26 protein-coding genes are annotated in these 25,643 nt (G+C 72.5%); 8 read left to right on the top strand and 18 right to left on the bottom strand.

From position 1 onward, the window contains the following. The first annotated feature begins 124 nt into the window (after positions 1–124). Together ACFVS9_RS24120 and ACFVS9_RS24115 are read left to right on the top strand one after the other, a co-directional pair. Complete coding sequence (locus ACFVS9_RS24120; protein ID WP_383113963.1) at positions 125–1,039, top strand: S1 family peptidase; 915 nt, start codon at positions 125–127, stop codon at positions 1,037–1,039. Between the two features lie 120 nt (positions 1,040–1,159). Next, positions 1,160–2,158 (top strand): ketopantoate reductase family protein, encoded by a 999-nt coding sequence (locus ACFVS9_RS24115; RefSeq protein WP_383113964.1) that lies wholly within the window; start codon positions 1,160–1,162, stop codon positions 2,156–2,158. Between the two features lie 29 nt (positions 2,159–2,187). Here ACFVS9_RS24115 and ACFVS9_RS24110 read toward each other — a convergent pair whose 3' ends face one another. The 14 genes from ACFVS9_RS24110 to ACFVS9_RS24045 form a co-directional block, all read right to left on the bottom strand. Continuing rightward, entirely contained in the window at positions 2,188–2,952 is a 765-nt protein-coding gene (locus ACFVS9_RS24110; protein ID WP_383113965.1) for a sirohydrochlorin chelatase, read from the bottom strand. Between the two features lie 6 nt (positions 2,953–2,958). After that, positions 2,959–3,837, bottom strand: a complete 879-nt coding sequence (locus ACFVS9_RS24105; protein WP_383113966.1) for an ABC transporter permease — start codon at positions 3,835–3,837, stop codon at positions 2,959–2,961. Continuing rightward, the gene (locus ACFVS9_RS24100; protein ID WP_389935294.1) at positions 3,824–4,615 is read right to left on the bottom strand and encodes an ABC transporter ATP-binding protein; all 792 of its coding nucleotides are present in this window, start codon (positions 4,613–4,615) and stop codon (positions 3,824–3,826) included. The genes ACFVS9_RS24105 and ACFVS9_RS24100 overlap by 14 nt, the downstream gene beginning before the upstream one ends. Positions 4,616–4,664: 49 nt before the next feature. Next, positions 4,665–5,777 (bottom strand): aliphatic sulfonate ABC transporter substrate-binding protein, encoded by a 1,113-nt coding sequence (locus tag ACFVS9_RS24095; RefSeq protein WP_389935291.1) that lies wholly within the window; start codon positions 5,775–5,777, stop codon positions 4,665–4,667. A gap of 234 nt (positions 5,778–6,011) precedes the next feature. Beyond that, positions 6,012–7,352 (bottom strand): sulfate adenylyltransferase subunit 1, encoded by a 1,341-nt coding sequence (locus ACFVS9_RS24090; RefSeq protein ID WP_389935288.1) that lies wholly within the window; start codon positions 7,350–7,352, stop codon positions 6,012–6,014. 2 nt (positions 7,353–7,354) lie between these two features. Next, the gene (cysD, locus tag ACFVS9_RS24085) at positions 7,355–8,290 is read right to left on the bottom strand and encodes a sulfate adenylyltransferase subunit CysD (RefSeq protein WP_383113970.1); all 936 of its coding nucleotides are present in this window, start codon (positions 8,288–8,290) and stop codon (positions 7,355–7,357) included. Further along, positions 8,287–8,856 carry an adenylyl-sulfate kinase gene (gene cysC, locus ACFVS9_RS24080; protein ID WP_389935285.1) on the bottom strand — a complete coding sequence of 190 codons (570 nt, stop codon included), beginning with the start codon at positions 8,854–8,856 and terminating at the stop codon, positions 8,287–8,289. The genes cysD and cysC overlap by 4 nt, the downstream gene beginning before the upstream one ends. Then, on the bottom strand, positions 8,856–9,572 hold the full coding sequence (locus ACFVS9_RS24075) for a phosphoadenylyl-sulfate reductase (protein ID WP_383113972.1): 717 nt from the start codon (positions 9,570–9,572) through the stop codon (positions 8,856–8,858). The genes cysC and ACFVS9_RS24075 overlap by 1 nt, the downstream gene beginning before the upstream one ends. After that, positions 9,569–9,748 carry a hypothetical protein gene (locus ACFVS9_RS24070; protein WP_383113973.1) on the bottom strand — a complete coding sequence of 60 codons (180 nt, stop codon included), beginning with the start codon at positions 9,746–9,748 and terminating at the stop codon, positions 9,569–9,571. The genes ACFVS9_RS24075 and ACFVS9_RS24070 overlap by 4 nt, the downstream gene beginning before the upstream one ends. Next, positions 9,745–11,442: a nitrite/sulfite reductase gene (locus ACFVS9_RS24065; RefSeq protein WP_383113974.1), complete on the bottom strand. Its 1,698-nt coding sequence runs from the start codon at positions 11,440–11,442 to the stop codon at positions 9,745–9,747. The genes ACFVS9_RS24070 and ACFVS9_RS24065 overlap by 4 nt, the downstream gene beginning before the upstream one ends. A gap of 113 nt (positions 11,443–11,555) precedes the next feature. Further along, on the bottom strand, positions 11,556–11,639 hold the full coding sequence (locus ACFVS9_RS24060; RefSeq protein WP_349817346.1) for a putative leader peptide: 84 nt from the start codon (positions 11,637–11,639) through the stop codon (positions 11,556–11,558). 133 nt (positions 11,640–11,772) lie between these two features. Further along, positions 11,773–12,366 carry a GNAT family N-acetyltransferase gene (locus ACFVS9_RS24055; protein ID WP_383113975.1) on the bottom strand — a complete coding sequence of 198 codons (594 nt, stop codon included), beginning with the start codon at positions 12,364–12,366 and terminating at the stop codon, positions 11,773–11,775. Positions 12,367–12,414: 48 nt separating this feature from the next. Next, complete coding sequence (locus ACFVS9_RS24050; protein WP_383113976.1) at positions 12,415–13,704, bottom strand: GAF domain-containing protein; 1,290 nt, start codon at positions 13,702–13,704, stop codon at positions 12,415–12,417. A 268-nt stretch (positions 13,705–13,972) separates the two neighbouring features. After that, positions 13,973–15,610 (bottom strand): acyl-CoA dehydrogenase family protein, encoded by a 1,638-nt coding sequence (locus tag ACFVS9_RS24045; protein ID WP_383113977.1) that lies wholly within the window; start codon positions 15,608–15,610, stop codon positions 13,973–13,975. A 17-nt stretch (positions 15,611–15,627) separates the two neighbouring features. Here ACFVS9_RS24045 and ACFVS9_RS24040 point away from each other — a divergent pair, with 17 nt between their 5' ends. Both ACFVS9_RS24040 and ACFVS9_RS24035 read left to right on the top strand, forming a co-directional pair. Further along, entirely contained in the window at positions 15,628–16,761 is a 1,134-nt protein-coding gene (locus tag ACFVS9_RS24040; protein WP_383113978.1) for a YihY/virulence factor BrkB family protein, read from the top strand. An 11-nt stretch (positions 16,762–16,772) separates the two neighbouring features. After that, the gene (locus ACFVS9_RS24035) at positions 16,773–17,534 is read left to right on the top strand and encodes a helix-turn-helix domain-containing protein (protein WP_383113979.1); all 762 of its coding nucleotides are present in this window, start codon (positions 16,773–16,775) and stop codon (positions 17,532–17,534) included. On the opposite strand, the gene ACFVS9_RS24030 is transcribed toward ACFVS9_RS24035, so the two are convergent. From ACFVS9_RS24030 to ACFVS9_RS24015, 4 genes are all read right to left on the bottom strand, one after another. Then, positions 17,471–17,866 (bottom strand): VOC family protein, encoded by a 396-nt coding sequence (locus tag ACFVS9_RS24030; RefSeq protein ID WP_383113980.1) that lies wholly within the window; start codon positions 17,864–17,866, stop codon positions 17,471–17,473. The genes ACFVS9_RS24035 and ACFVS9_RS24030 overlap by 64 nt on opposite strands. A gap of 117 nt (positions 17,867–17,983) precedes the next feature. Continuing rightward, positions 17,984–19,522 carry a 3-hydroxyacyl-CoA dehydrogenase gene (locus ACFVS9_RS24025; RefSeq protein WP_383113981.1) on the bottom strand — a complete coding sequence of 513 codons (1,539 nt, stop codon included), beginning with the start codon at positions 19,520–19,522 and terminating at the stop codon, positions 17,984–17,986. Positions 19,523–19,582: 60 nt separating this feature from the next. Then, complete coding sequence (locus ACFVS9_RS24020) at positions 19,583–20,359, bottom strand: CoA-transferase subunit beta (RefSeq protein WP_389935277.1); 777 nt, start codon at positions 20,357–20,359, stop codon at positions 19,583–19,585. 26 nt (positions 20,360–20,385) lie between these two features. Further along, a complete protein-coding gene (locus ACFVS9_RS24015; protein ID WP_389935436.1) occupies positions 20,386–21,303 on the bottom strand; it encodes a CoA transferase subunit A in 918 nt (305 codons plus the stop codon). 154 nt (positions 21,304–21,457) lie between these two features. Between ACFVS9_RS24015 and ACFVS9_RS24010 the strand changes: the two genes are divergently transcribed. From ACFVS9_RS24010 to ACFVS9_RS23995, 4 genes are all read left to right on the top strand, one after another. Further along, a complete protein-coding gene (locus ACFVS9_RS24010; RefSeq protein WP_389935274.1) occupies positions 21,458–22,348 on the top strand; it encodes a LysR family transcriptional regulator in 891 nt (296 codons plus the stop codon). Between the two features lie 116 nt (positions 22,349–22,464). Continuing rightward, on the top strand, positions 22,465–23,691 hold the full coding sequence (locus ACFVS9_RS24005) for an acetyl-CoA C-acetyltransferase (RefSeq protein ID WP_389935272.1): 1,227 nt from the start codon (positions 22,465–22,467) through the stop codon (positions 23,689–23,691). A gap of 106 nt (positions 23,692–23,797) precedes the next feature. After that, the gene (locus tag ACFVS9_RS24000) at positions 23,798–25,141 is read left to right on the top strand and encodes an MFS transporter (protein WP_389935269.1); all 1,344 of its coding nucleotides are present in this window, start codon (positions 23,798–23,800) and stop codon (positions 25,139–25,141) included. A 40-nt stretch (positions 25,142–25,181) separates the two neighbouring features. Next, positions 25,182–25,640: a MaoC family dehydratase gene (locus ACFVS9_RS23995; protein WP_389935266.1), complete on the top strand. Its 459-nt coding sequence runs from the start codon at positions 25,182–25,184 to the stop codon at positions 25,638–25,640. Positions 25,641–25,643: the final 3 nt, after the last annotated feature.

The following is a 25,643-nucleotide window of genomic DNA, read 5'->3' as shown; positions in this document are numbered from 1 at the left end:
GGAGTCAAGGATTCGAGCCGTGCGGTTGGCAGGTCCACGACCAGAACCCCGGGTCGGCGGACAGCCGTACGGCCTCGGTCCGCCCACCCAGCGGGCCGGACACCCCCCAACGATGGAGGATCCTGTGACCTTCAAGCGCTTCGCCCCCCTCGGCTCGATCTCCAGACGTGCCCGCCTCATCGCCGCCACCTCGGGTCTGGTCACCGCCGTGGCGCTTGCGGCCCCCACCGCTGTGGCCCAGGCGGCCCCGGACACCGTGACGAAGGCCGAGCTCACCTCGGCCAGTTCGGCCGTGCTCGGCGCCGACATCGCCGGGACCGCCTGGTACACCGAGGCGAGCACCGGCAAGGTCGTCGTGACCGTCGACAGCACGGTCACCGCCGCCGAGATCGCCACGATCAAGAAGTCGGTCACCGACTCGGGCGCGAAGGCCGACGTCAAGCGCACCGACGGCACGTTCAACAAGCTCATCGCGGGCGGACAGGCCATCTACGCCGGCGGCGGACGCTGCTCCCTCGGCTTCAACGTCCGCAGCGGCAGCACCTACTACGCGCTGACCGCCGGGCACTGCACCGAGATAGGCAGCACCTGGTACACCAACTCCGGTCAGACCACCACGCTCGGCACCCGGGCCGGCTCCAGCTTCCCGGGCAACGACTACGGGCTGATCCGGCACTCCAGCTCCGCCGCGGCCGACGGCCGTGTCTACCTCTACAACGGCAGCTACCAGGACATCACCACGGCTGCGAACCCCACCGTCGGCCAGTCCGTCAAGCGCAGCGGCTCCACGACCGGCGTGCACAGCGGCACCGTCACCGGCCTCAACGCCACGGTGAACTACGGCGGCGGTGACATCGTCTCCGGTCTGATCCAGACCAACGTCTGCGCCGAGCCCGGCGACAGCGGCGGTTCGCTCTTCTCCGGCACCACGGCGCTGGGCCTCACCTCCGGCGGCAGCGGCAACTGCACCTCCGGCGGCACCACGTTCTTCCAGCCGGTGGTCGAGGCGCTGAACGCCTACGGCGTCAGCGTCTTCTAGGACCGGTCCCCCAGGACCTCACGTCCCACCCGCCGACGGGCCGCGCTCACCGAGCGCGGCCCGTTGCCGTCCGCCCTCGTGCCCTTCTATCGGGCCCGGCGCTGTGCGAGGCTCACCCGTATGCGCTACATCATCGTGGGAACGGGCGCCGTCGGCGGCGCCGTGGGCGGACGGCTGGCGGAGGCGGGCCACGAGGTGGTGCTCGTCGCACGGGGAGCGCAGTACGCCGCCCTGCGGGCGGACGGACTGCGCCTCACCACGCCGGACGGCGCCCGCACCCACCGTGTCCCCGTCGCGAACGGCCCGGCGGCCCTGGACCTCCGGCCGGACGACGTCCTCGTCCTCGCCGTCAAGACGCAGGACGCCGTCGCGGCGCTCGACGACTGGAGCGCCCGGCCGGTGGCGGGCGGCGGGACGGCGGGTGAGAAGCTGCCCCTGATCTGCGCGCAGAACGGCGTCGAGGGCGAACGCCTTGCCCTGCGCAGGTTCCGCCGCGTCTACGGCTGCTGCGTCTACCTCCCCGCCACGTTCGTGGAGCCGGGCCGGGTCGTCGCCGCCGGAGACCCGCTCACCGGCGTCCTGCACCTCGGCAGGTACCCCTCCGGCACGGACGACACCGTGCGCGCCGTCGCCGCCGACTGGGAGAAGGCGAAACTGGAGGCCCCCGTCGTCCCCGACGTGATGCGCTGGAAGTACGCCAAGCTGCTCTCCAACCTCGCCAACGCGATCGAGGCGGCCACCGGGGTGCTGAACGGCCCGGAGGCGTTCGCGCTCTTCGCGCGGGCGCGCGCCGAAGGGGCGGCGGTGCTCGACGCGGCGGGCATCGAGGCGACGGGGAGCGCCGAACAGGAAGCGGCCCGGGGCGCGATGAGCTTCGACCCGTTCGACGGCTCCGAACGCGGCGGCGGATCCTCCTGGCAGAGTCTCACGCGCGGCACCGGCACCATCGAGGCCGACTACCTGAACGGGGAGATCGTCCTGCTGGGCCGGCTGCACGGTGTCCCGACGCCCGTCAACGAGGTCCTGCGCCACACCGCGAACACCTTCGCCCGGGAGCGCCGCGCGCCCGGGTCGATGACGGTGGCCGAGCTCACCGCCCTCGTCGACGCGGCGGGCTGAGCGCCCCGGCGCCCCGGCGGCAGCCCCGCTCAGGCGCTCAACGCCCCGGCCACCCGGACGCCCGCCTCGTCGTACCGGGCCAGCAGCAGCCGGGCGAGTGCGGGGGACGGCCCCAGGACACCCGCCAGTACATCGGCCCCGGCCTCCCCGGCGCCGTCGGCGATACGGTCCGGGAGGCGGCCCGGGGCGATGACGTACGGTGCCACCGCCACCCGCCGCACCCCCTCGGCCCGCAGCGCGCGGACCGCGTCGGCGGTGCGGGGGACGCCCCCGGCGGTCACGGCGGAGGCGAACGCGGGCCGCACCGCGCACCAGCCGGTGTGCCGCAGATCCCGCGCGATGCCGGTGATCACCCCGATCGCCTCCGGGTCCTTCGAACCCGCCGACGCGAGGACCAGCCCGGTGGAGCGCCGGTCGGCGGGGGCCACCCCGGCCTCGGACAGCCGCTGCTCCAGGGCCGCGTTCAGCAGCGGCGAGGGGCCCAGGACGCCGGCCTGGCGGATCCGCAGCCGGGGCAGCCGGGCGCGGGCCTCGCGCAGCACCGAGGGGATGTCCGACTTGGCGTGGAACGCCCGGGTCAGCAGCAGCGGCAGGGCGACGACGTCGTGCGCCCCCTCCGCGGCCAGGCGCTCCAGCACCCGGGGCACGGACGGGGCGTTGAACTCGAGGAAGCCGGTCTCCACGCGCAGCCCGGGCCGCAGCGACCGCACGCGCGCGGTGAGCGCGTGCACGGTCGCCGCGTGCCGCGGGTCGCGGCTGCCGTGGGCGATGACGAGGAGGACCGGGGCGGGCACGGTGACTCAGCTCCTGACGAGGAGGCCGCGGCCGCGCAGCACCCGCCGCTCCAGCGGGCTGAAGATCAGCAGGTCGATCGCGATGCCGACGAACAGGATGAGCAGGATCGCCAGGAAGATCCCCGGCATGTCGAAGTTGTTCCGGCCGTTCTCCAGCAACTGGCCCAGCCCCAGGCCCAGATCGGGTGAGGAGGCGATGATCTCGGCGGCCATGAGCGAACGCCAGGAGAACGCCCAGCCCTGCTTGAGGCCCGCCAGATAGCCGGGCAGCGCGGCCGGCAGGACGATGTGGACCGTCCCGCGCAGCCCCGTCGCGCCGATCGTGCGGCCCGCGCGGAGGAACAGCGGCGGCACCTGGTCGACACCGGACACCAGGCCGTTGGCGACGGACGGGACCGCGCCGAGCAGGATCACGGCGTACATCGTCCTGTCGTCGAGGCCGAGCCAGATGATGGCCGGCGCCACCCACGCCACCGACGGCAGGGACTGCAACCCGGACAGGATCGGGCCGATCGCCGCGCGCACCACCCTGACCCGTGCGACCAGCAGACCCAGCGGGGTACCGATCGCCACGGCCATCACGAAGCCGAGCAGGCCGCGCGACACACTCGTCCAGACGACCTCCAGCAGGGTGCCCTTGACCCACATGTCGGCCAGGCTGTCCCAGACGGCCCCCGGCGGCGGCAGCTTGTAGTCGTCGGTGACCTTCGCCCAGACCAGCACCTGCCAGACCAGGACGACCAGGACGACCGCGGTGACCGGTGGCAGGACCTTGCTGAGCAGGATCTCCCGGGTGGGCGTCCTGCGCACCTGTACGGCGTCGAGCGCGTCCAGGCCCGCTTCGAGCCCCGCCAGGTCGTCGGCCTTCGTCTCAGTGCTGGCCATGTCGGCGGATCTCCCCACGCAGTTGTTCGGTGATCTCGACGGAGAGCTCCGCCACGGCGGTGTCCTCGATGCGGCGCGGCTGCTCGATGTCCACCGTCCACTCCCGGGCGATCCGGCCGGGACGCGAGGACAGCAGGATGACGCGCTGCGCGAGCCGTACCGCCTCACGCACGTTGTGGGTGACGAAGAGGACGGAGGCGTTCGTCTCGCGCCAGATCCGGGTCAGCTCGTCGTGCAGTACGTCGCGGGTGATGGCGTCGAGCGCGGCGAACGGCTCGTCCATCAGCAGCAGCTGGCTGTCCTGGGCGAGTGCCCGGGCCAGGGCCACACGCTGGCGCATGCCGCCCGAGAGTTCGTGCACCCGCTTCCCGTACGCCCCGCCGAGCCGTACGAGTTCGAGCAGCCGCTCCGCCTCCGGGCGGCGGTCCGGCTTCGGCACCCCGCGCAGACGCAGGGCCAGTTCGATGTTCTTGCCCGCGGTCAGCCACGGGAAGAGGGCGTGCTCCTGGAACATCAGGGCCGGCCGCCCGCCGGGGGTCTCGATGGACCCCGCCGTCGGGCGGTCGAGCCCCGCCACCAGGTTGAGCAGCGTCGACTTGCCGCACCCGGAGGCCCCCAGGAGGGTGACGAACTCGCCCGGAGCGACATCGAGCGTGATGTCGTCCAGGACGAGCTGTCGCCCCGTGGGCCCGGCGAACGACTTGGAGACGTTCGTGAGACGAGCGGCGTGCTCGACCGCTGCACGGTCCTCGGCCTTGGTGAGGGTGGTGGTCGCCATGGTCGTCACCTCCTGGGAGACTTCAGGGATCCTGGTGCGGTCGGTCGGGTTACTTGACGCCGAGACCGGCGTCGGAGACCTCGGGCTGTCCCTCGGCCCCGAGGATCTTGTTCAGCGGCTTCAGGTCGTAGATCCCGTCGAGGTCGGGCTTCTCCAGCAGACCGGCCTCCACCGCGTGGTCCGCCTGCGCCTGGAGCGTCGCGGCCAGCGGGTCGTCCGTGATCCGGATGGACTCCCACGCCGGGTCGAGGACCTCGGTGGGCAGCGCCTTGCCGCTCAGCTTCTCCAGCGCCGAGTTGGCCGAGGCCTTCGCCTCGTCCGGGTTGGCGTTGATCCACTTGTTGGTGTTCACCGTGCCGCGCAGCACCGCGTCCACCACGTCAGGGTGCTCGGAGAGGAACTTCTGCGACACGATGATGTTCGTGATGACGAACTTGTCGTCCGGCCACAGCGTCGACTCGTCGAGCAGGACCTTGCCGCCCTCCGCGACCAGCTTGGACGCGGTCGGCTCCGGGACCCAGGCGCCGTCCAGCGAACCGGACTTGAAGGCGTCCGGGGTCACCTTGTTGTCCGAGCGGACCACGGAGACGTCGCCCTTGCCGCTCTGGGCGTCGACCTTCCAGCCCTTCTCGGAGATCCAGTTGAGGAACGCCACGTCCTGGGTGTTGCCGAGCTGCGGGGTGGCGATCTTCTTGCCCTTGAGGTCGTCCAGGGTCTTGATCTTCTTCGGGTCCACGACGAGCTTCACGCCGCCGGAGGCCGAGCCGCCGATGATCCGCAGGCTCTGGCCCTTGGACTTGGCGTAGCCGTTGATCGAGGGGGAGGGGCCGATGAAGCCGATGTCGATCGAACCCGCGTTGAGCGCCTCGATCTCGGAGGGCCCCGCGTTGAACGTCGAGGGCTTGACCGCGGTGCCGCCCAGCTCCTTGGCTATGAGGCCTTCCTGGATGCCGACCAGCGCGGTGGCGTGCGTGAGGTTGGGGAAGTACCCGATCTTCACCGTGTCGGCGGAGAGCTTCTTCCCGTCGGCGGAGGCGCCCGGCTCGGCGGCGTCGTCCTTCGCCTCGGAACCGTATCCGCAGGCGGTGAGCGCCACGGCGAGCAGTGGCAGGGCGGCGGCAGCGGCGAGGCTGCGGCGGAGGGTGGTACGGGTGGCAGGCACGGGAGGCTTTCCTCTCGTTGGCCCGGTGCTCACGTCCCCCGTGGGCGGGGCGGCGCGGCCGGGCGGTCGGCAGGTCTTCGTCGGAACGGGCGGTGCGGGTGGTACGGGCGGGCGCGCAGGCAGTGCGCGTACGTCATCACGCACATCGCCCGACCCCGCCCTGGCCGCTGCCGAGGGCGCCGCTGCCGACCCGGCCGCCCTCCTTCGCGAAGGTCGAGAAGAAGTCCGTGATCATCAGAAGTCCCACTCCGCGTCCTCGGCGGAGGCGTCCGTGTCCGGGGCGGCCTCGGTGGCGAACGAGGCGCCCGCCATGCCGGCCGTCAGCGTCGTGCCGTCGGCGGGGTCGATCAGCAGGAACGATCCGGTGCGCCGCGAGTCGGCGTACGCGTCGAGCGCGAGCGGTTCGGCGGTGCGGACCACGACCCGGCCGATGTCGTTGGCCACCAGCTGCCCCGGTGCCGGGTGCTGGGAGAGGTCGTCCAGGGTCAGGCGCGACGGGATGTCCTTGACGATCGCCTTGACCGTGCGGGTGGTGTGCTTGAGCAGTACCCGCTGGCCCACGGTGAGCGGCCGGTCGGCCACGTGGCAGACGGTCGCCTCGACGTCCTGGGTGACCGCGGGGGCGTCGTCCGCCGGGGCGATCAGGTCGCCCCGCGAGACGTCGATGTCGTCGGCCAGCCGGAGCGTCACCGACTGCGGGGCCCAGGCGGCGTCGACGCTCTCGCCGAGCGCGTCGATCCCCTCGATCGTCGTGGTGCGTCCCGACGGAAGCACGGAGACGCTCTCGCCGACCCGGAACACCCCGGCGGCGATCTGGCCGGCGTAGCCCCGGTAGTCGGGGTGCTCGGCGGTCTGGGGGCGGATCACGTACTGCACCGGGAAGCGCGCGTGGCACGCCGTCAGGTCGTGGCTGACCGGCACCGTCTCCAGGTGCTCCAGGACCGTCGGACCGCCGTACCAGTCCATGTGGGCCGACGGCTCCACGACGTTGTCCCCGGCCAGGGCCGAGATCGGGATCGCGGTGATCTCCGGGACGCCCAGCGAGGCGGCGTACGCGGTGAACTCCTCCGCTATCGCGGCGAACGCGGGCTCCGCGTAGTCGACGAGGTCCATCTTGTTCACGGCGAGGACGACGTGCGGGACGCGCAGGAGGGCGGCGACGGCGGCGTGCCGGCGGGTCTGCTCCACGACGCCGTTGCGGGCGTCGACGAGGACGACGGCCAGCTCGGCGGTGGAGGCCCCGGTGACCATGTTGCGGGTGTACTGCACGTGGCCGGGGGTGTCCGCGAGGATGAAGCGGCGCCGGGGTGTCGCGAAGTAGCGGTACGCCACGTCGATGGTGATGCCCTGCTCGCGCTCGGCCCGCAGCCCGTCGGTCAGCAGCGCCAGGTCCGGCGCCTCCTGGCCGCGGTTGCTGGAGGCCAGCGCGACGGCCTCCAGCTGGTCGGTGAGGACCGACTTGGAGTCGTGCAGCAGGCGTCCCACCAGGGTGGACTTGCCGTCGTCGACGGATCCGGCCGTGGCGAACCGCAGGAGGGTGGTGGCCGAGAGCTGTTCGGTCGTGGTGCTGGTCATGGCTAGAAGTACCCCTCGCGCTTGCGGTCTTCCATCGCGGCCTCGGACATCTTGTCGTCGGCGCGGGTGGCGCCGCGCTCGGTGAGCCGGGAGGCGGCGATCTCGGTGATCACGGCGTCCAGGGTGGTGGCGTCGGAGTCGACGGCACCGGTGCAGGACATGTCGCCGACGGTGCGGTAGCGCACCAGCCGGGTCTCGGTCTTCTCGTGGTCCTTGGGACCGCCCCAGTCGCCCGCGGTGAGCCACATGCCGGAACGGCTGAAGACCTCGCGCTCGTGGGCGAAGTAGATCTCCGGGAGCTCGATGCCCTCGCGGGCGATGTACTGCCAGACGTCGAGCTCGGTCCAGTTGGAGATGGGGAAGACGCGGACGTGCTCGCCCGGGGCGTGGCGGCCGTTGTAGAGCTGCCACAGCTCGGGGCGCTGGCGCCGGGGGTCCCACTGGGAGAACTCGTCGCGGAGCGAGAAGACGCGCTCCTTGGCGCGGGCCTTCTCCTCGTCGCGCCGTCCGCCGCCGAACACGGCGTCGAAACGGTGCTGCTGGATGGCCTCGGTGAGCGGGACCGTCTGCAGGGGGTTGCGGGTGCCGTCCGGCCGCTCACGGAGCTTGCCCGCGTCGATGTACTCCTGGACGGAGGCCACGTGCAGGCGCAGCCCGTGCTTCTCGACGGTGCGGTCGCGGTAGTCGAGGACCTCGGGGAAGTTGTGCCCGGTGTCCACGTGCAGCAGCGTGAAGGGGACCGGTGCGGGGGCGAACGCCTTCAGCGCGAGGTGCAGCATCAGGATCGAGTCCTTGCCGCCGGAGAAGAGGATCACCGGCCGCTCGAACTCACCCGCCACCTCGCGGAAGATGTGCACCGCCTCCGACTCCAGGGAGTCGAGGTGGCTCAGCGCGTACGGGTTGACGGTGCCTTCCGGCACGGTGGCGACGGTGCTCACGCCAGTCCCCTCTCGGTGAGCAGCGCGCGGAGCGCCGCTGCGGACTCCTGCACGGTCTGCTGGTGCGACTCGATCCGCAGATCCGGCGACCCGGGTGCCTCGTAGGGGTCGTCGACCCCGGTCAGACCGCTGATCTCGCCCGCGGCCTGCCTGGCGTACAGCCCCTTCACGTCGCGCGCGGAGCACACCTCGACCGGGGTCGCGACGTGCACCTCCAGATACGCGGTGCCCTCCTGCTGATGCCGCTTGCGCACGGCGTCACGGCTGTCGGCGTACGGGGCGATGACCGGCACGAGGACCTTCACGCCGTTGGCGGCCAGGAGTTCGGCGACGAAGCCGATGCGCTGGACGTTGGTGTGCCGGTCCTCGCGGGAGAAACCGAGGCCCGCGGAGAGGAACTCCCGGATCTCGTCACCGTCGAGCACCTCGACCCGGTGCCCGTCGGCGCGCAGCCGGCCCGCCAGTTCGTACGCGATGGTGGTCTTGCCCGCGCTCGGCAGACCGGTGAGCCAGACGGTGGCTCCCGTCTCCGTCACGCTCATCGATATCTCCTGATCAGTCGTCATCAGCCGTGCAGCCCGCATTCGGTCTTCCCGCGGCCGGCCCAGCGGCCGGCCCGTGCGTCCTCGCCCTCCAGCACCCGCCGGGTGCAGGGCGCGCAGCCGACGGAGGCGTAACCGTCCGTCAGCAGCGGGTTGGTCAGTACGCCGTGCTCGGCGACGTAGGCGTCCACGTCGTCCTGCGTCCAGCGGGCGATCGGCGAGACCTTGACCTTGCGGCGCTTCGCGTCCCAGCCCACGACGGGGGTGCCCGCGCGGGTGGGGGACTCGTCGCGGCGCAGTCCGGTCGCCCATGCCGTGTACGCCGTCAGCCCCTCCTCCAGGGGCTTGACCTTGCGCAGCGCGCAGCACAGGTCGGGGTCGCGGTCGTGCAGGCGCGGGCCGTACTCCGCGTCCTGCTCCGCGACCGTCTGACGGGGCGTCAGTGTGATCAGGTTGACGTCCATCACGGCGCCCACCGCGTCCCGTGTGCCGATGGTCTCCTCGAAGTGGTAGCCGGTGTCCAGGAAGACCACGTCCACCCCGGGGAGGGCCCGGGAGGCCAGGTGCGCGACGACCGCGTCCTCCATGGAGGAGGTGACGCAGAAACGCCCGCCGAAGGTGCCGGCCGCCCACGCCAGGATGTCGCTCGCGGAGGCGTCCTCCAGGTCCCGCCCGGCGCGCACCGCCAGCTCCTCCAGGGCCTCGTCGGTGAGTCCGTCCGCTCGCAGGGTGTCCGTCATGTCCCGTCCCCTTCTCCGTCGTTGCGCTGGAGGCCCTGGGCCAGCAGGCCCAGGAACTTCAGCTGGAACGCGCGGTTGCAGGAAGCACATTCCCAGGCGCCGTGGCCCGCCTCGTGCGGGCGCAGGTCCTCGTCGCCGCAGTACGGGCAGTAGAACGGCGCGGCCCGCCCGCTCATGACAGCGACTCCGCGCCGGCGCGGGCCGCCCAGGTCGCGAAGCGCTCGCCCTCCTCGCGCTGCTCCTGGAAGTTGCCGAGCACGCGCTCGACGTAGTCCGGGAGTTCGGCGGAGGTGACCTTCAGTCCGCGGACCTTGCGGCCGAAGCCGGCCTCCAGGCCGAGTGCGCCGCCGAGGTGCACCTGGTAGCCCTCTACCTGGTTGCCCTCGCCGTCCAGCATGAGCTGGCCCTTGAGGCCGATGTCGGCGGTCTGGATGCGGGCGCAGGCGTTGGGGCAGCCGTTGATGTTGATGGTGAGCGGCTCGTCGAACTCCGGCATGCGGCGCTCCAGTTCGTCGATGAGCGCGGCGCCGCGCGCCTTCGTCTCGACGATCGCCAGCTTGCAGAACTCGATGCCGGTGCAGGCCATCGTGCCCCGCCGGAAGGGCGAGGGCTTCACCTGGAAGTCCAGCGCCTCCAGTCCGGCGGACAGGGACTCGACCTGGTCCTGACGGACGTCCAGGATGATCATCTTCTGCTCGACGGTGGTGCGCACCCGGCCCGAGCCGTGCGCCTCCGCCAGATCGGCGATCTTGGCCAGGGTGGAGCCGTCCACCCGGCCGACGCGCGGGGCGAAGCCCACGTAGAACCGGCCGTCCCGCTGGGCGTGCACACCGATGTGGTCGCGCCAGCGCGAGGAGGGCTGCGCCGGCGGCGGGCCGTCCAGCAGCGGGCGCTTGAGGTACTCGTCCTGAAGGATCCGGCGGAACTTCTCCGGCCCCCAGTCGGCCATCAGGAACTTCAGACGGGCCCGCGTCCGCAGCCTGCGGTAGCCGTAGTCCCGGAAGATCCCGACGACACCGGCCCAGACGTCGGGGACCTCGTCCAGCGGCACCCAGGCGCCCAGGCGCTCGGCGAACCGGGGGTTGGTGGAGAGCCCGCCGCCGACCCACAGGTCGAACCCGGGGCCGTGCTCGGGGTGGTCGACGCCGACGAAGGCGATGTCGTTGATCTCGTGGACGACGTCCTGGACCGGCGACCCCGAGATCGCGGTCTTGAACTTGCGGGGCAGGTTGGAGAATTCCTTGCTGCCGATGTAGCGCTCGTGGATCTCGTCGACCGCGGGGGTGCCGTCGATGATCTCGTCGGCGGCGATGCCGGCCACCGGCGAACCGATGATCACGCGGGGGCAGTCACCGCAGGCCTCGGTCGTGGAGAGGCCGACGGCCTCCAGCTTCGCCCAGATCGCCGGGACGTCCTCGATGCGGATCCAGTGCAGCTGGACGTTCTGCCGGTCGGTGATGTCCGCGGTGCCGCGCGCGTACTCCTCGGAGATCTCGCCGATGACGCGCAGCTGCGCCGTGGTCAGCCGTCCGCCGTCGATGCGCACCCGGAGCATGAAGTAGCGGTCGTCCAGCTCCTCCGGCTCCAGCACGGCGGTCTTGCCGCCGTCGATGCCGGGGCGGCGCTGCGTGTACAGGCCCCACCAGCGCATACGTCCCCGGAGGTCGTTCGGGTCGATGGAGTCGAATCCGCGCTTGGAGTAGATCGTCTCAATGCGTGTCCGCACGTTGAGACTGTCGTCGTCCTTCTTGAACTGCTCGTTCCCGTTGAGCGGCGTGAAGTGACCCATGGCCCACTGACCTTCACCACGGTGACGTCCGGCCTTGCGGCGGGGCGTGGCGGCAGCAGGCTTCTCGGGGATGGCGGCCATGGCTATACGTCCTTCGGGACTGCAGGAGGGCGGCTCTGAACTGCACACTCGCATGAGGCGCGGCGGTGCGCAGGGGGTGGAGCGGAATCAGGGGATCGCGGTGCTGGAGACTCTCAGCGGACCGGACAGATGGCGCTGGACATGCGGCCGAGATCGACGTGCCGCCGACTCACCAAGGCAATTCCAGTTCCGGACATGACGGAAGCGTGTCACGCGGATCTCGGGCCAGTCCACCACGATCCATCATGTGGACGGGTTGGTCCCGAGATGCGAGACGATGTGGCGCCGATCACGCCGCCGTATCGACAAAGCGACCTGAGGGGTGCGCGATCAGGCGTGCGCGCCGGGCCAGGGGCCGGGGTTCGGGAGGTCGGGCTCCCGCTCGATCCGCGTCGCGGCCAGGCGGAAACCGCGCCGCAGGTAGTTGTCCATGGCGTGCGGGCCGTCGTTCGAGCAGGTGTGCACCCACACCCGCTCGGTGGGCTTCCGCCCCGGGTGCCGCTCGGCCAGGTCCCAGGCGCGGGCCACCCCGTAGGAGAGCAGGTGCCCGCCGATCCGGCGCCCCCGGAAGGCCGGTATCAGACCGAAGTAGGCGATCTCGACCGCGCCGTCCTCCTGGGCGTCGAGCTCGATGAACCCCGCCGGGGTCCCGTTCTCGTACGCCACCCAGGTCTCGGCCCCCGGCCGCTCCAGGATCTCCCGCCACTGCGCGTACGTGAGGCCGAGCCGGTCGGTCCACCGGACGTCACCGCCCACCGCCGTGTAGAGGAAACGGCTGAACTCGGGCAGCGGCCGCTCCGAGCGCGTGACCGTCACCCCGGCCCCCGGCCCGGCGGCGGGGCTCAGATCCGCGGGCGAGGTCTGCTCCAGATACCAGACGGTCACGTCGGCGAGGGCGGGGGCGGGGTGCGTGGAGTCGCTCATGGCGGTCAGAAAACCACGACAGCGGGTCCCCGCCCAAACCCGGCCGCCTCAGAACGTCCCCGCGGGCGTACGCGCCCTGAGCACCACCGGAGCCGTCGAGCGGGGCAGCAGGTCGGCGGGCACGTCCGGGTGGGCCACCTCCACCTCGACCCCCTCGCGGAACCGGTACGGCCGGTGCGCCAGCACCTCCGCGAGATGACGGCGGATCCTCGATATCTCGGCGCGCACCGTCACCGTCCTGGTCGCGTCGCCGAAGACGTCCTGCGCCAGCTCGGCCGCCGTGCGCCCCTCCCGGTGCAGGGCCAGCGCGTACAGCAGCTCCGCGTGGCGGGGCGTGAGCGGACGCGTCCACCTGCCCACCGGGCCCGCCACATGGACCGCGAGTCCCCGCTCCCGGCTCAGGTCGAGCACCACCCGGCGCGGCGGGGCCTCCTGCGCGCCCTCCGCGACCTGCACCAGCCAGCCGCCGGGCAGCGGCTCCACCCGGCACATCCCGAGCGAGGCGAACCACACCGTGCCCGGCTCCAGCGACTTGGGCAGCGGCAGCCGGTCCACGGGCGGCATACCGCTGACGGCCGCCAGCCAGCCGTGGCTGTCCACCACCAGTGCCCGGCCGCCCAGCCGGCACAGGATCGGGGCCGCCACCGAACGCAGCCGCTCGATCGCCACCAGGTGCCGGCTGCGCAGCTCGCTCTCCGCCAGCGCCGCGACCGAGCTGACGAGGGCCAGCGTCGCCGGATGGAAGGTGGAGGCGGGCCCGGTGATGTCGACGATGCCCATCAGCCGGCCGTCCCGCGGGTCGCGCACCGGGGCCGCCGCACAGGTCCAGCTGTGCAGGGCGCGGATGAAGTGCTCGGCGGAGTGCACCTGGACGGGACTGCGGACCGCGAGCGCGGTACCGATGGCGTTCGTCCCCGTCGCCGACTCCGCCCAGGCCGCGCCCTCCTCCAGGCAGATGCCGCTGGCCCGGCGCAGCACGGACCGGTGGCCCTGACGCCACAGGACGCGGCCCTCGGTGTCGGTGACGACCATGATCTGCTGCGCCGAGTCCGTGATCGTGGCCAGCCGGTCCCGCAGCAGGGGCACCACCTCGCCGAGCGCCGAGCTCCTGCGCCGGTGCTCGATCTCCTCCGTCACCAGCAGCCTGCTCTCCAGCGACTGGCCGGGATCCATACCGCTGCGCAGCGCGCGCTCCCACGACGCGTCGATCTCCGCGCGTGGCGCCGCCCCCGCGCGCCCGGCCGGCCGGGTCTCCCGCGTACGGCGGACGAGGCGTTCGGGCACCACGGGACGCGCGGTCCTCTCCGGCCGCGACGGCGCGGCAGGACGTGATTCCATGTCGGTCCCCCCAACAAGCGTGGGCCCGGTCCGGTAGCGGGAAACCCGGCCTGAGGGTCCCATCCTGCCGTGCCCGGAGCCCATTGGCCCGCACTCCACGCGATGGTTGCAACCCTTTGCAACTCTGGTGGGAGAGCGCGGACCGTACGAGAGTGGCGTCATGCCGTGGGGCGGGTCCTGGACCCGCCGTACGGCGGTGCACAAGCGCGGAGGGTGGTGCCGTGTCGGCGCAGCACCACCCTCCGTCGTTTGCCCCCGGGGTCCCCGCTCAGTCCTGCCGGGCCCGCGCCCGCTCCACGACCGCGGCCAGGTCCGGACCGTGCGGCAGCGTCCCGAACGCCGAGCCCCAGTCCCCTCCCAGCCGCGAGGCGCAGAACGCGTCCGCCACCTCCGGCGGGGCCCAGCGCAGCAGCAGCGAGCCCTGGAGCACCAGCGCCATCCGCTCCACCAGCCGCCTGGCCCGCGCCTCGACGGCGTCCAGGTCCGCCAGCTCCGTCAGCAGGTCCCTGACCGCCGCGTCGAGCCGGTGGTCGGCGCCACGCGCCTTCCCGACCTCCCGGAGGTAGGCGTCGAACGCCCGCGGCTCCCGTCGCAGCGCCCGCAGGACATCGAGCGCCTGCACGTTGCCCGAGCCCTCCCAGATCGAGTTGAGCGGGGCCTCGCGCAGCAGCCGGGGCATCCCGGACTCCTCGACGTACCCGTTGCCGCCGAGGCATTCCAGCGCCTCCCCGACCACCGCGGAGCACCGCTTCGTCACCCAGTACTTGGCGGCCGGCACCGCGATCCGCAGGAAGGCCCGCTCCTCCTCCGTGTCCGCGTCGTAGGCGGCGGCCAGCCGTAGCGCGAGCGTCGTCGCCGCCTCCGACTCCAGGGCCAGGTCCGCCAGTACGTTGCGCATCAGCGGCTTCTCGATCAGCAGGCCGCCGAACGCGCTGCGGTAGGCGCTGTGATGGACCGCCTGGGCCACCGCCTGGCGCATCAGCGCCGCCGAACCGACCACACAGTCCAGCCGGGTCGCCGCCACCATCTCGATGATGGTGCGCACACCGCGCCCCTCCTCGCCCACCAGCCGGGCCCACGTCCCGTCGAACTCGACCTCGGCGGAGGCGTTGGACCTGTTGCCCAGCTTGTCCTTGAGGCGCTGGAGGGCGAAGACGTTGCGGGCGCCGTCCGGCAGGACGCGCGGCACGAGGAAGCAGCTCAGCCCGCCCGGCGCCTGCGCCAGCACCAGGAACCCGTCGGACATGGGCGCCGAGCAGAACCACTTGTGTCCGGTGAGCAGGTACTCCCCGTCGCCCGCCAGCGCTTCGGCGCGGGTGGTGTTGGACCGCACGTCGGTGCCGCCCTGCTTCTCCGTCATGCCCATCCCGAAGAGCACGCCGGACTTCTGCGACGCGGGACGCAGCCCCTGCTCGTACACGTGCGAGGTCAGCAGCGGTTCCCACTCCGCCGCCAGCGCCGGATCGGTCCGCAGCGCCGGGACCGCCGCGTGCGTCATCGACAGCGGGCACCCGTGGCCCGCCTCGGCCTGCGTCCAGACCAGGAACCCGGCCGCGCGCCGGACGTGCCCGCCCTCCCTGCCCCAGGCGTCCGTCAGTCCGGCCGTCACCGCGTGCCCCAGCAGCCGGTGCCAGGCCGGGTGGAAGTCCACCTCGTCGACGCGGTGCCCGTAGCGGTCGTGCGTGCGCAGCCTCGGTGGGTTCTCGTTCGCCTGCGTACCCCATTCCTGGGCCTGGACGGAACCGGCGGAGAGGCCCAGCGCGCCGAGTTCCTCCCGGGCCTCGTCGAGGATCCCGGGTGCGAGATGCCGCTCGACGGCCTCCGTCAGCGCCCGGTCGGCGGCGAAGACGTCGTAGCCGGCCAGCGGCGGAACCTGGTTGGTCACTGTGTGGGTGCTTGCTGCCATGCCGATACGGTAAGGAGGTGCAGGCAGCAAATGAAACACCCGAACGGCCACCGGGCCGGCTCCACCGGGCCCGCGTCCTCTACCGCAACGTCTCCAAGCGCCAGATGGCGTGGCAGTTGCTCAAGGACACGGTCAATTCGTGCATCGAGTACCGCATCCTCGGCCTCGCGGCCGAGGCGGCGTTCTTCACCCTGCTGTCCCTGCCCCCGCTGCTGCTCGGCCTGATCGGGCTGCTCGGATACGTCGACGACTGGACGGCGGCCACCACCGTCGCCTCCATCGAGCGCAACATCCTGGGCGCGGTGCAGACCGTGCTCTCCGAGCGGGGCGTCAACGAGATCGCGAAACCGCTCATAGCCGACGTCACCACGGGCGCGCGCCCCGACGTGATCTCCCTCGGCTTCGCCATCGCGCTCTGGTCCGGATCACGCGCGGTGAACGTCTTCATCGAGACGATCACCGTGATGTACGGGCTCGACGGCCACCGCGGCATCGTCAAGACACGGCTGCTCGCCTTCCTGCTGTACGTGGTCGCGCTGCTGCTGGGCGCGGTGGTGCTGCCGCTGCTGGTGGCGGGCCCCGACCGGGTGGTGGAGTTCATCCCGTGGGGCACGGAGGTGCTCGCGGTCATGTACTGGCCGCTGGTGATACTCCTGTCCATCGCGTTCCTGACCACGCTCTACCACGTGTCCGTGCCCGTCCGTTCACCGTGGATAGAGGACGTGCCCGGGGCGCTCGTGGCGCTCGGCATGTGGGTGCTGGGGAGCTTCCTGCTGCGGATCTACCTCACGAGCACGGTCGAAGGCCCCACCATCTACGGCTCGTTGGCCGCGCCCATCGCCGTCCTGCTCTGGATAGGCGTCTCCGCCTTCGCCGTACTCGTCGGCGCCGCCGTGAACGCCGCGATCGACCGCGTGTGGCCCTCGCTCGCCACCGCCGCGGCCCGTGCCGCCAGCGACCGGCTCAAGGCGGCCCAGGCCGCGGAGCTCGTGGCCCGCACCCAGGCGGCGCACTGGGAGGCGTACGCCGACGACGAGGAGGAGGACGACGTGTCCATGCCCTCGGAGTTCCCCGAACGCTGGTCCCGCTTCCTGCCCCCGGACGACCTGAAGTCCCGGCTGCACGCGAACCGGGACAAGGACGCCCCGTAGCCATGGTGACCATGGGCGGACGGTACGGGGAACGGGCGTCGCGCCTTCGCGGCGCGGTCCTGTGGACCTGGTCCGGGCCGCGCGACCCCGCCCGCCCGGTCCTGCCCGACGGCTGCATGGACCTGCTGTGGGCCGGCGGCCGGCTGCTGGTGGCGGGCCCCGACACCCACGCGTTCACCCCGGCCGAGGAACTCTCCGGCAGCTGCGCCGGCATCCGCTTCGCCCCCGGCACGGCACCCGCGCTCCTGGGCGTGCCCGCGCACGAGGTGCGCGACCTCAGGGTCCCGCTCGACTCGCTCTGGTCCGGCGCGGAGGTGCGCGGCCTGGCCGAGCGGATGGCCGCCGCACCCGACCCCGCCGCCGCGCTGGAGGCCATCGCCCTGCGCAGGGCGGCCGTCGCGGAGCCGCCCGACCCGCTCACGGCGGCCGTCGCGGCACAGCTGCGCCAGGGGCGTTCCGTCGCCGCCACCGCGCACGCCGTCGGACTCGGCCCCCGCCAGCTCCACCGCCGCTCACTGGCCGCGTTCGGCTACGGCCCCAAGACGCTCGCCAGGATCCTGAGGCTCCAGCGCGCCCTGGACCTCGTACGCGCGGGCACCCCGTACGCCGAGGCCGCGTACGCCGCGGGCTGCGCGGACCAGGCGCACCTGGCCCGCGAGATGCGGGACCTGGCCGGTACGACGCTCGGCGCGCACCTCGCCGCGACCGGTCACGAGGGGTTCGCGGCGAACAGCGAGACGGCGCAGCCGTCGGGGTCCAGGACGACCGCGTAGCGCTGTCCCCAGGCGGCGTCCCAGGGCGCCAGGTGCCCCTCGTACCCGGCGCCCGTCAGGTCGGCGTACACCGCGTCGACCTCCTCGGGGCCGTCGCAGAGGAAGGCGAGCCCGAGGCGCTCACCGCCCCTGGTCCCGGCCCACAGCGGGTCGAAGGAGCGGATGACGTCCTCGGTGTCCCACAGCAGGCGCCGCCCGTCCGGAAGGGGCACCTCCACATGGGGCGCCGACTCGGCCCCCGCGGGGATGTCGAGTCCGAGCCGCCGGTAGAAGGCGAGCGAGGCGGCCAGGTCGGCGGTGGTGAGGGAGATCGCGTCGAGTCGTGGAGTCATGGCACGACGCTATGCCGGGGGCCGTGACCGGGTCTTGTACGGAACGGTCACGGCCCCGGGGGCCCCGGCCCGAGGGGGAGAGGCGTCCCGCTCGGCACGGCCGCGGGCGCGGGGGCGTCAGAGGCAGGCGGCCGGAGAGGTGCCCGGCTCCGTCAGCGGCAGGCCCAGCCGGGCGCGCTCGGTGAGCCAGCGGGTCGGACGGTACCGGGGGTCGCCGGTCGTCGTGTGCAGGGCACGCTGGAGGTCCAGCATCCGGGCGGCGCCGATCCGGTCGCCCCAGGCCAGCGGCCCCACCGGGTAGCCGAGCCCGGTCGTCACGGCGAGGTCGATGTCCGCCGGGGTGGCCAGCGAGCGCTCCGCGATCGAGGCGGCGACGGAGACCACCGAGGCGAGCAGCCGCTGCGCGACCGAACCCGCGGTGTCCCGCACCACCGACACCGCGAACGGCTCCTCGCCGACGGCGGCCCGGGCCAGCACGGCGCGGGCGTCGCGGGCGGCGGCCGGGTCGCCCGCGGGCGTCACCGCGAGCACGCGGCGCCGGCCGGCCGGGGGCAGCGGGTCCACGCCGAAGGTGCGCGCCGCCGGCAGCCCCTGCGCGGCCACCGCCGCCGACACGGTGGTGCCCCAGACGGGGACGAGCACCAGGGCGCCGTCGGCGGGTGCCGGGCCGCTCGCGACCGACGCGCCGGCCGCCGCCAGCGCGGACCGCAGCTCCGCCGCGTACTCCTCGTGCCCGCCGCCCGCCACGAACACCGGCCGGTCCGCGTCGCCCGTGACCGGCGGTTCCGGGGCCGGGGCCGGGGCGTCCGGGCCGTACGCGAACCAGCCCCGGCCGGTCTTGCGGCCGTGCAGCCCGGCCGCGACCCGGTTCGGCGTCAGGAAGGAGGGGCGGAGCCGGTCCTCGTGGCGGAAGCCCGTCCAGATCGAGTCGATCACGGCGGCCGTGACGTCGAGCCCGGTGAGGTCCATCAGCTCGAAGGGGCCCATGCGCAGGCCCAGGACGTCGCGGGCGATCCGGTCGATGCCGGCCGGGTCCGCGACGGACTCCTCCAGCAGGGCCAGGGCCTCCGTGACCAGGCCCCGGCCGGCGTGGTTGACCAGGAACCCCGGGGTGTCCGCGACGGTGACCGCGCGGTGTCCGCAGCTCTCGACCAGTTCCGTGAGGACCGGCGGGACCCCGGGGCGGGTGGCCGCGCCGGGCACCACCTCGACGATCCTCATCAGCGGGACGGGGTTGAAGAAGTGCAGCCCCGCGAGCCGCCCCGGGTCCCGCAGCGAGGCGGCGATCCCGGTCACCGACAGGGACGAGGTGTTGGTCGCGAAGACCGCCGAGTCAGGGAGGGCCCGCTCCAGCTTCCCGAACACCTCGGCCTTGGTGGCGAGGTCCTCCCGCACGGCCTCGATGACCAGCTCGACCCCGGGGCCCGGCGCCCACGGGTCGTCCAGCGGGACGAGGCGCTCCAGCGCGGCGGCGGAGTCCCCGGCGGACATCCGGCCCTTGTGGACGGCGCGTTCCAGCATGGACCGCACGAAGTCCACGGCCGCCGTCACCGCCTCGGTCCGGACGTCGCAGAGCTCGACGGTGTGCCCGCCCGCCGCGGCCCACTGGGCGATGCCGCGGCCCATGGCTCCGGCTCCGACGATCCTGATACGCATGGCGGTTACGTCCTCTCGGCAGTGCGGTCCGTGTGCGGTCGGGTCCTGGTGCGGACGGTGTCAGCGGAGGTAGACCCGGCCGGGATCGACATCCTCGCGCAGGAGGCGCAGTTCCGCCCGGGTCGGTGGCGGTACCGTTCCGACGGAGTCGGCGACCCGGAGGTCCCAGCCGGTGGCCTCGCGCACCTGATCAACCGTCACACCCGGCTGTACGGCGACCAGCCGGAGCTCCTCGCCGACGCCCGAGCGCGCCAGGACGCCCAGTTCGGTGATGACCCGGGTGACACCGGCGCCCAGCGGGCGGATGCCCTCGGCGAGCGCGCGGTCCGGGCCCGGAGTGGTGCAGAAGTCCAGCGCCGCGGTGAAGGAGCGCGGATCGTGACGGCGCATCACCACGAAGACCTCGCGGGAGTTGGCCATCACCTCGACGGCGCCACCGGAACCAGGGAGCCGCACCGAGGGGTTCTCCCAGTCGCCGATCACGGAGGTGTTGAGGTTGCCCCACCGGTCGATCTGCGCGGCCCCCAGGAAGCCCACGTCGATGTGACCGCCCTGGAGGACGCAGCCGAACAGCGCCGGCATCGACAGCACGGCCTCGGCGCCCGAGATCAGCACGGCGTCGGCGATGGTCTCCGGCAGATGCGAGGGATGGGCCCCGCACACCCCGGACTCGTACACGACCTCGATGCCCGGCGCGACCGTCAGCCGGGCCAGTTCGGTGGCCAGCGTCGGCAGCCCGATCCCGGCGAACACCGTCCTGCGGGACGCCAGTTCGCGAGAGGCGGCGACGGAGAGCAGCTCGGACGAGGTGACGGTCCCCGGTGCGGTGGTGGTCATGTCCCGTTCCCTGTCCCGGGGCGCGCTCACAGCCGCCTCCCGTAGTTCACCGGCTCGCTGAGGGCTTCGCCCACCGCGAGCCCTGCCCAGAAGTCCTCGCCCAGCTTGTCGACGTACGCGGCGTGGTCGGCCGTTCCGTACACCCACTCCGCCAGCCACGCCCGCAGCCGCCCCGGGTCGCGGCTGATGTGCGACCAGGCCCGGTAGAAGCCGTTGTCGCGGTCGTAGTAGCCCTGGGCGAAGGACGGGTGCGCACCGCGCGGGCAGACCACGACGGCGTCCACGGCGTGGGAGGGGACCAGTGTGCGGTTGGGGTCCGAGCGGACCACCTCGTCCTCGACGACCTCCTCGACCACCACGACCGCCTTGTCCGCCGCGTACACCGCCTCGGCCTGGATGCCGGTCAGCCCCCAGATCTGGGTGTTGCCCCGGCGGTCGGCCCGCTGCGCGTGGATGATCGTCACGTCCGGGTTGACCGGCGGCACCACGTAGATCTGCTCCGGCTCCCCGTCGGGCCCGGGGTAGGGCGAGGTCACCTTGCGCAGACCGCCGTTGACGCCCGGCAGGTCGCTGCCGGCGTAGCTGCGCAGCGGGTAGAACGGCAGCCGCTGGGAGCCCGCGAGGTAGCGGCAGACCATGCCGTAGTGGCTGTACTCCTCGAAGGCGAGCGGGGCCGGGTCGGCGCGCTCGATCCTGCGCCGCAGCTCACCGAGCGAACCGGCGGAGGAGTTGCCCACGAAGGAGGAGACCAGCCGCGAGACGCAGCCCGCGGCGATCATCTGGTCGACCACGATGTCCGCCGTCATCCGCACGACGGTGAGGTCCTTGCGGCCCTGGCGGATGATCTCGTGCCCGGCGGCGGTGGGGACGAGGTGGGTGAACCCCTCGATGGCGACGGTGGCGCCGTCGTGCACGAAGGCGGCCACGGCCTCCCTCATCGACATGACTTTGCTGGGCCCGTCGGCCGTATCCGTCCGCTCCACGGTGCTCCTCGGCGAGTGCGTGCTGGTCGCCCCTACCGTGTCAGCGGCCATTGATTGCTGTCCAATACCAAATTAAGGTCGGATCAAGACCGTTGGTTAATGAATGGAAGCTCCGATGGAACTGCGTCATCTGACCGCGTTCACCGCCGTCGCCGAGGAACTGCACTTCGGCCGCGCCGCCAAGCGGCTGCAGATGGCCCAGCCCCCGCTCAGTCAGCAGATCCGGCAGCTGGAGAAGGAGCTCGGTGTCCAGCTCTTCGAGCGCAACACCCGCTCGGTGCGGCTCACCAGCGCGGGGGAGTCCTTCCTCGAACCCGTACGGACCGTCCTCGACGGCCTGGACACGGCCGTGCGGGCCGCCAAGGCCGCGGGGCGCGGCGAGTACGGCAGGGTCACCATCGGCTTCGCCGGGGCCTCCAGCCACGAGACGCTGCCCCTGCTGACCCGGGCGGTGCGGGCCGCCCACCCCGGGATCGAGCTCGTCATGAAGGGCCAGACGTACGCCAACGTCGCCCTGTCGCGCGTGGCCGACGGCACCCTCGACCTGGGGTTCGTCCGGCTGCCGGTCACCCAGCCCGGGGTGGCCCACCGGGTCATCGACGAGGAGGAACTGCTCTGCGCGCTGCCCTCCGACCACCCGCTCGCCCGTCTGGAGAGCATCCCCATCGGGGTCCTCGCCGACGAACCCTTCGTCTCCTTCCCCGCGAACGCCGGCTCCACCGTGCGCGACGCGATGGTCCAGGCCTGCGAGGCCACCGGCTTCAACCCCCGGGTGGTGCAGGAGGCCCCCGACTCCTACACCATCCTGGCCCTCGTCGCCGCGGGCGTCGGCGTCACGCTCACGGTCTCCTCCGTCCGCCACATCCAGCAGAACGGGCTGGTCTACCGGTCCCTCGCCGGGCCGCCCATCCTGCGCCGCGCCGCGCTGGCCTGGCGCACCGACAACCCCTCGGCGGCGCTGCGCGCGGTGCTCGCGGTCGCCGAGGAGGCGCTGCCGACGCCGTAGGCGTCCGATTGAGACGCGGGGCGTCTTGAAGCCGAGGCAATTCGATATTGGACCGACTCAGTGGTCCAGTGCGAAGGTCGCCCCACACCACCCGAACCGCCGAAAGGTGTTCCGCCGTGCCGGACCCGACCGATGTCGTCATCTGCGAACCGCTGCGCACACCCATCGGGCGCTTCGGCGGCGTGTTCGCCCAGCAGACCCCGGCCGCGCTCGCCGCACGCGTCATCGCGGAGGTCGTCGCCCGCACGGGAATCGACCCGGACCGGGTGGACGAGGTGATCCTCGGACACGCCTACCCCTCGTCCGAGGCCCCCGCCATCGGCCGCGTCGCCGCCCTGGACGCCGGACTCCCCGACACCGTCACGGGCGTCCAGACCGACCGTCGCTGCGGCTCCGGCCTCCAGGCCGTCCTTGACGCGGCCATGCAGATCCGGGCCGGTTTCAGCGAGGTCGTCATCGCGGGCGGGGTCGACGTCATGAGCGCCGCCCCCTACTACACGCACGACGGGCGCTGGGGCATCAAGGGCCCCGGCCTCCAGCTCCACGACGCGCTGGCCCGGGGCCGGGTGACCGCGGGCGGCGTCCACCACCCGGTGCCCGGAGGCATGATCGAGACCGCCGAGAACCTGCGCCGCGCCTACTCCGTCAGCCGCGCCGACCAGGACGCCCTCGCCCTGCGCTCCCAGGCCCGCGCCGCCCGCGCCGTCCGGGAGGGCCGCTACGACGCCGAGACCGTCCCCGTGACCGTGCGCGGCCGCAAGGGCGACACGGTCGTCACCGCCGACGAGCACCCCCGGCCCGACACCACCGCCGAACAACTCGCCGCGCTGCGGCCCATCATGGCCAAGTCCGACCCGGAGGCCACCGTCACCGCAGGCAACGCCAGCGGCCAGAACGACGCCGCGGCCGCCTGCCTGGTGACCAGCGCCGCAACCGCCGAACGGCTCGGGCTCACCCCGCTCGTCCGGCTGGTCTCCTTCGCCCGCGCGGGCGTCCCCGCCGCGACCATGGGCCTCGGCCCCGTCCCGGCCACCCACGCGGCCCTCGGGCGGGCCGGGCTCACCCTCGCCGACCTCGACCTGATCGAGATCAACGAGGCCTTCGCCGCCCAGGTCCTCGCCTGCACCCGCGAGATGGGCCTCGGCGAGAAGGACCACGAGCAGCGGATCAACGTCAACGGATCCGGCGTCTCCCTCGGCCACCCCGTGGGCGCCACGGGCGCCCGCATCCTCGCCACGCTCAGCCGCGAGATGCACCGCGGCCAGGCGCGCTACGGGCTGGAGACCATGTGCGTCGGCGGGGGCCAGGGCCTCGCCGCGGTCTTCGAACGCGTCGCCGCCTGACCCCCTCCTTCCGTCCCCTCCCCACCACGCGGTCCAGGCGTCTCGGGCGACGCCGGACCGTTCGTGTCCCCATCCGCCTGATCGACGATGTCCACGGGAGCCACCCATGAGTGCGACCACCGCAACCGCACGCGAGCGAACAAGAGCCGCCAACCGCGCAGGGTTCGGAGCCTTCATCGGCTCCACCATCGAGTGGTTCGACTTCTACATCTACGGAACCGCGGCAGCGCTCGTCTTCGACAAGGTGTTCTTCCCCGAACTCGAAGGCCCCATAGGCACCCTGGTCGCCTTCGCCACCTTCTGGGTCGGCTTCCTCGCCCGCCCCCTCGGCGGCATCATCTTCGGCCACTACGGCGACCGGCTCGGCCGCAAGAAGACCCTCGTCATCACCCTGCTGATGATGGGCATCTCCACCACCGCGATCGGCCTGCTGCCCGGCTACGCCTCCATCGGCATCGCCGCCCCGATCCTGCTGGTCTGCATCCGCATGATCCAGGGCATCGGCCTCGGCGGTGAGTGGGGCGGTTCCGTGCTCATCGCCTCCGAGCACGCGCCCAAGGGCAAGTCGGTGCTGTACGGGGCCTTCGCCCAGCAGGGCTCGCCCGTCGGCAACACCCTGTCCACCGTGAGCTTCCTGGCCATCAGCCAGCTGCCCGACGCGGCCTTCGTCTCCTGGGGCTGGCGGGTCCCCTTCCTCGCGTCCGCCGCGCTCGTCATGGTCGGCCTGCTGGTCCGCCTGAAGGTCGCCGAGTCGCCCGCCATGGCCAAGCTCATCGAGAAGAAGGAAGTCGTCAAGCTCCCGCTGACCGAGGTCCTGCGCAGCCACCCCATGCTGATCGTCCTCGGCATCGGCGCCTGCACCATCGGCCTGTCCGCGACGTACTTCAAGTCGACGTTCGCCCTGTCCTGGGCCACCACGTCCCTCGGCTTCGACCGCAGCTCGTTCCTGACGATCATCCTCGTCGCCAACATCACCCAGATCATCGTGCAGCCCTTCGGCGCGCTCATCGCCACCCGCATGAAGAGCTGGTCCCGCGCGGTGGTCGTGATGCTGGTGCCGGAACTGGTCCTGATGCCGGTGATGTTCGTCCTCATCAGCACCGAGAACTACGGCCTCGCGATGCTCGGCGTCGCCGTCGCCACCATCCCGCACTGCCTCTACTACGCGGCCCTCGCCGGCATGCTCGCCAGCCGCTTCCCTGCCCACCTGCGCTACACCGGCATCTCGCTCTGCTACCAGCTCTGCGGCACCCTGCTCGGCGGAACCACCCCGATCATCGGCCAGTTCCTGCTCAACCGGACCGGCTCCATCACCGCCGTCATCGCGTACGCCGTCTTCCAGGTGGCGCTGACCCTGGGCTGCATGCTCCTGCTGCTCAAGCGCCCCAACCACGACGAGCAGTCCGCCGAGCCGGTCGCCGCACCCCGCACCGCGCCCGTCACCGCCTGACCCGTACGCCCGCACCCGCACGCAGAACGGAGTACCGCCCATGCCGCTGACCGCGCACGGCATCCCGGAGATCCTCGCCCTCGGCGGGCGCGACCTCGGGCGCTCGGAGTGGAAGGAGGTCACCCAGGAGCTCATCGACGCCTACGCGCTCGTCTCCGGTGACCACCAGTGGATCCACACGGACGTCGAACGCGCCGCCGCCGGGCCGTACGGGCGCACCATCGCCCACGGCTACATGGTGCTGAGCTGGGGCATCCCGATGTTCGGCGAACTCCTCCAGGTCAGCGGCGTGGGACGTGCGCTCAACTACGGGGTCAACCGGGTCCGCCACCCGGCGCCCGTGCCCGTCGGCAGCCGGGTCCGTCTGCACGCCACCGTCACCGCGGTGACCGAGGTCGCGCGGGGCGGCGTACAGATGACGCGGGGCTTCACCTTCGAACTGGAGGGTTCCGAGAAGCCGGCCTGCGTCGCCGAGTCGCTGACCCACTTCTACCCGTAGGCC

Source organism: Streptomyces sp. NPDC058008 (assembly GCF_042886395.1).
Taxonomy (GTDB): Bacteria; Actinomycetota; Actinomycetes; order Streptomycetales; family Streptomycetaceae; genus Streptomyces.
Note: the sequence above shows the minus strand (reverse complement) of the source record. Positions and strands in the feature narration are given on the sequence as shown.

Coding starts and splice junctions, on each gene's coding strand:
- ACFVS9_RS24055 (WP_383113975.1), bottom strand. CDS start 12,366: ATGAGCGACTCCACGCACCCCGCCCCCGCCCTCGCCGACGTGACCGTC.
- ACFVS9_RS24000 (WP_389935269.1), top strand. CDS start 23,798: ATGAGTGCGACCACCGCAACCGCACGCGAGCGAACAAGAGCCGCCAAC.
- ACFVS9_RS24100 (WP_389935294.1), bottom strand. CDS start 4,615: ATGGCGACCACCACCCTCACCAAGGCCGAGGACCGTGCAGCGGTCGAG.
- ACFVS9_RS24050 (WP_383113976.1), bottom strand. CDS start 13,704: ATGGAATCACGTCCTGCCGCGCCGTCGCGGCCGGAGAGGACCGCGCGT.
- ACFVS9_RS24020 (WP_389935277.1), bottom strand. CDS start 20,359: ATGACCACCACCGCACCGGGGACCGTCACCTCGTCCGAGCTGCTCTCC.
- ACFVS9_RS24060 (WP_349817346.1), bottom strand. CDS start 11,639: ATGTCCGGAACTGGAATTGCCTTGGTGAGTCGGCGGCACGTCGATCTC.
- ACFVS9_RS24045 (WP_383113977.1), bottom strand. CDS start 15,610: ATGGCAGCAAGCACCCACACAGTGACCAACCAGGTTCCGCCGCTGGCC.
- ACFVS9_RS24065 (WP_383113974.1), bottom strand. CDS start 11,442: ATGGCCGCCATCCCCGAGAAGCCTGCTGCCGCCACGCCCCGCCGCAAG.
- ACFVS9_RS24010 (WP_389935274.1), top strand. CDS start 21,458: ATGGAACTGCGTCATCTGACCGCGTTCACCGCCGTCGCCGAGGAACTG.
- ACFVS9_RS24030 (WP_383113980.1), bottom strand. CDS start 17,866: ATGACTCCACGACTCGACGCGATCTCCCTCACCACCGCCGACCTGGCC.
- ACFVS9_RS23995 (WP_389935266.1), top strand. CDS start 25,182: ATGCCGCTGACCGCGCACGGCATCCCGGAGATCCTCGCCCTCGGCGGG.
- cysC (WP_389935285.1), bottom strand. CDS start 8,856: ATGACGACTGATCAGGAGATATCGATGAGCGTGACGGAGACGGGAGCC.
- ACFVS9_RS24070 (WP_383113973.1), bottom strand. CDS start 9,748: ATGAGCGGGCGGGCCGCGCCGTTCTACTGCCCGTACTGCGGCGACGAG.
- ACFVS9_RS24015 (WP_389935436.1), bottom strand. CDS start 21,303: ATGTCGATGAGGGAGGCCGTGGCCGCCTTCGTGCACGACGGCGCCACC.
- ACFVS9_RS24025 (WP_383113981.1), bottom strand. CDS start 19,522: ATGCGTATCAGGATCGTCGGAGCCGGAGCCATGGGCCGCGGCATCGCC.
- ACFVS9_RS24035 (WP_383113979.1), top strand. CDS start 16,773: ATGGGCGGACGGTACGGGGAACGGGCGTCGCGCCTTCGCGGCGCGGTC.
- ACFVS9_RS24105 (WP_383113966.1), bottom strand. CDS start 3,837: ATGGCCAGCACTGAGACGAAGGCCGACGACCTGGCGGGGCTCGAAGCG.
- ACFVS9_RS24090 (WP_389935288.1), bottom strand. CDS start 7,352: ATGACCAGCACCACGACCGAACAGCTCTCGGCCACCACCCTCCTGCGG.
- ACFVS9_RS24115 (WP_383113964.1), top strand. CDS start 1,160: ATGCGCTACATCATCGTGGGAACGGGCGCCGTCGGCGGCGCCGTGGGC.
- ACFVS9_RS24075 (WP_383113972.1), bottom strand. CDS start 9,572: ATGACGGACACCCTGCGAGCGGACGGACTCACCGACGAGGCCCTGGAG.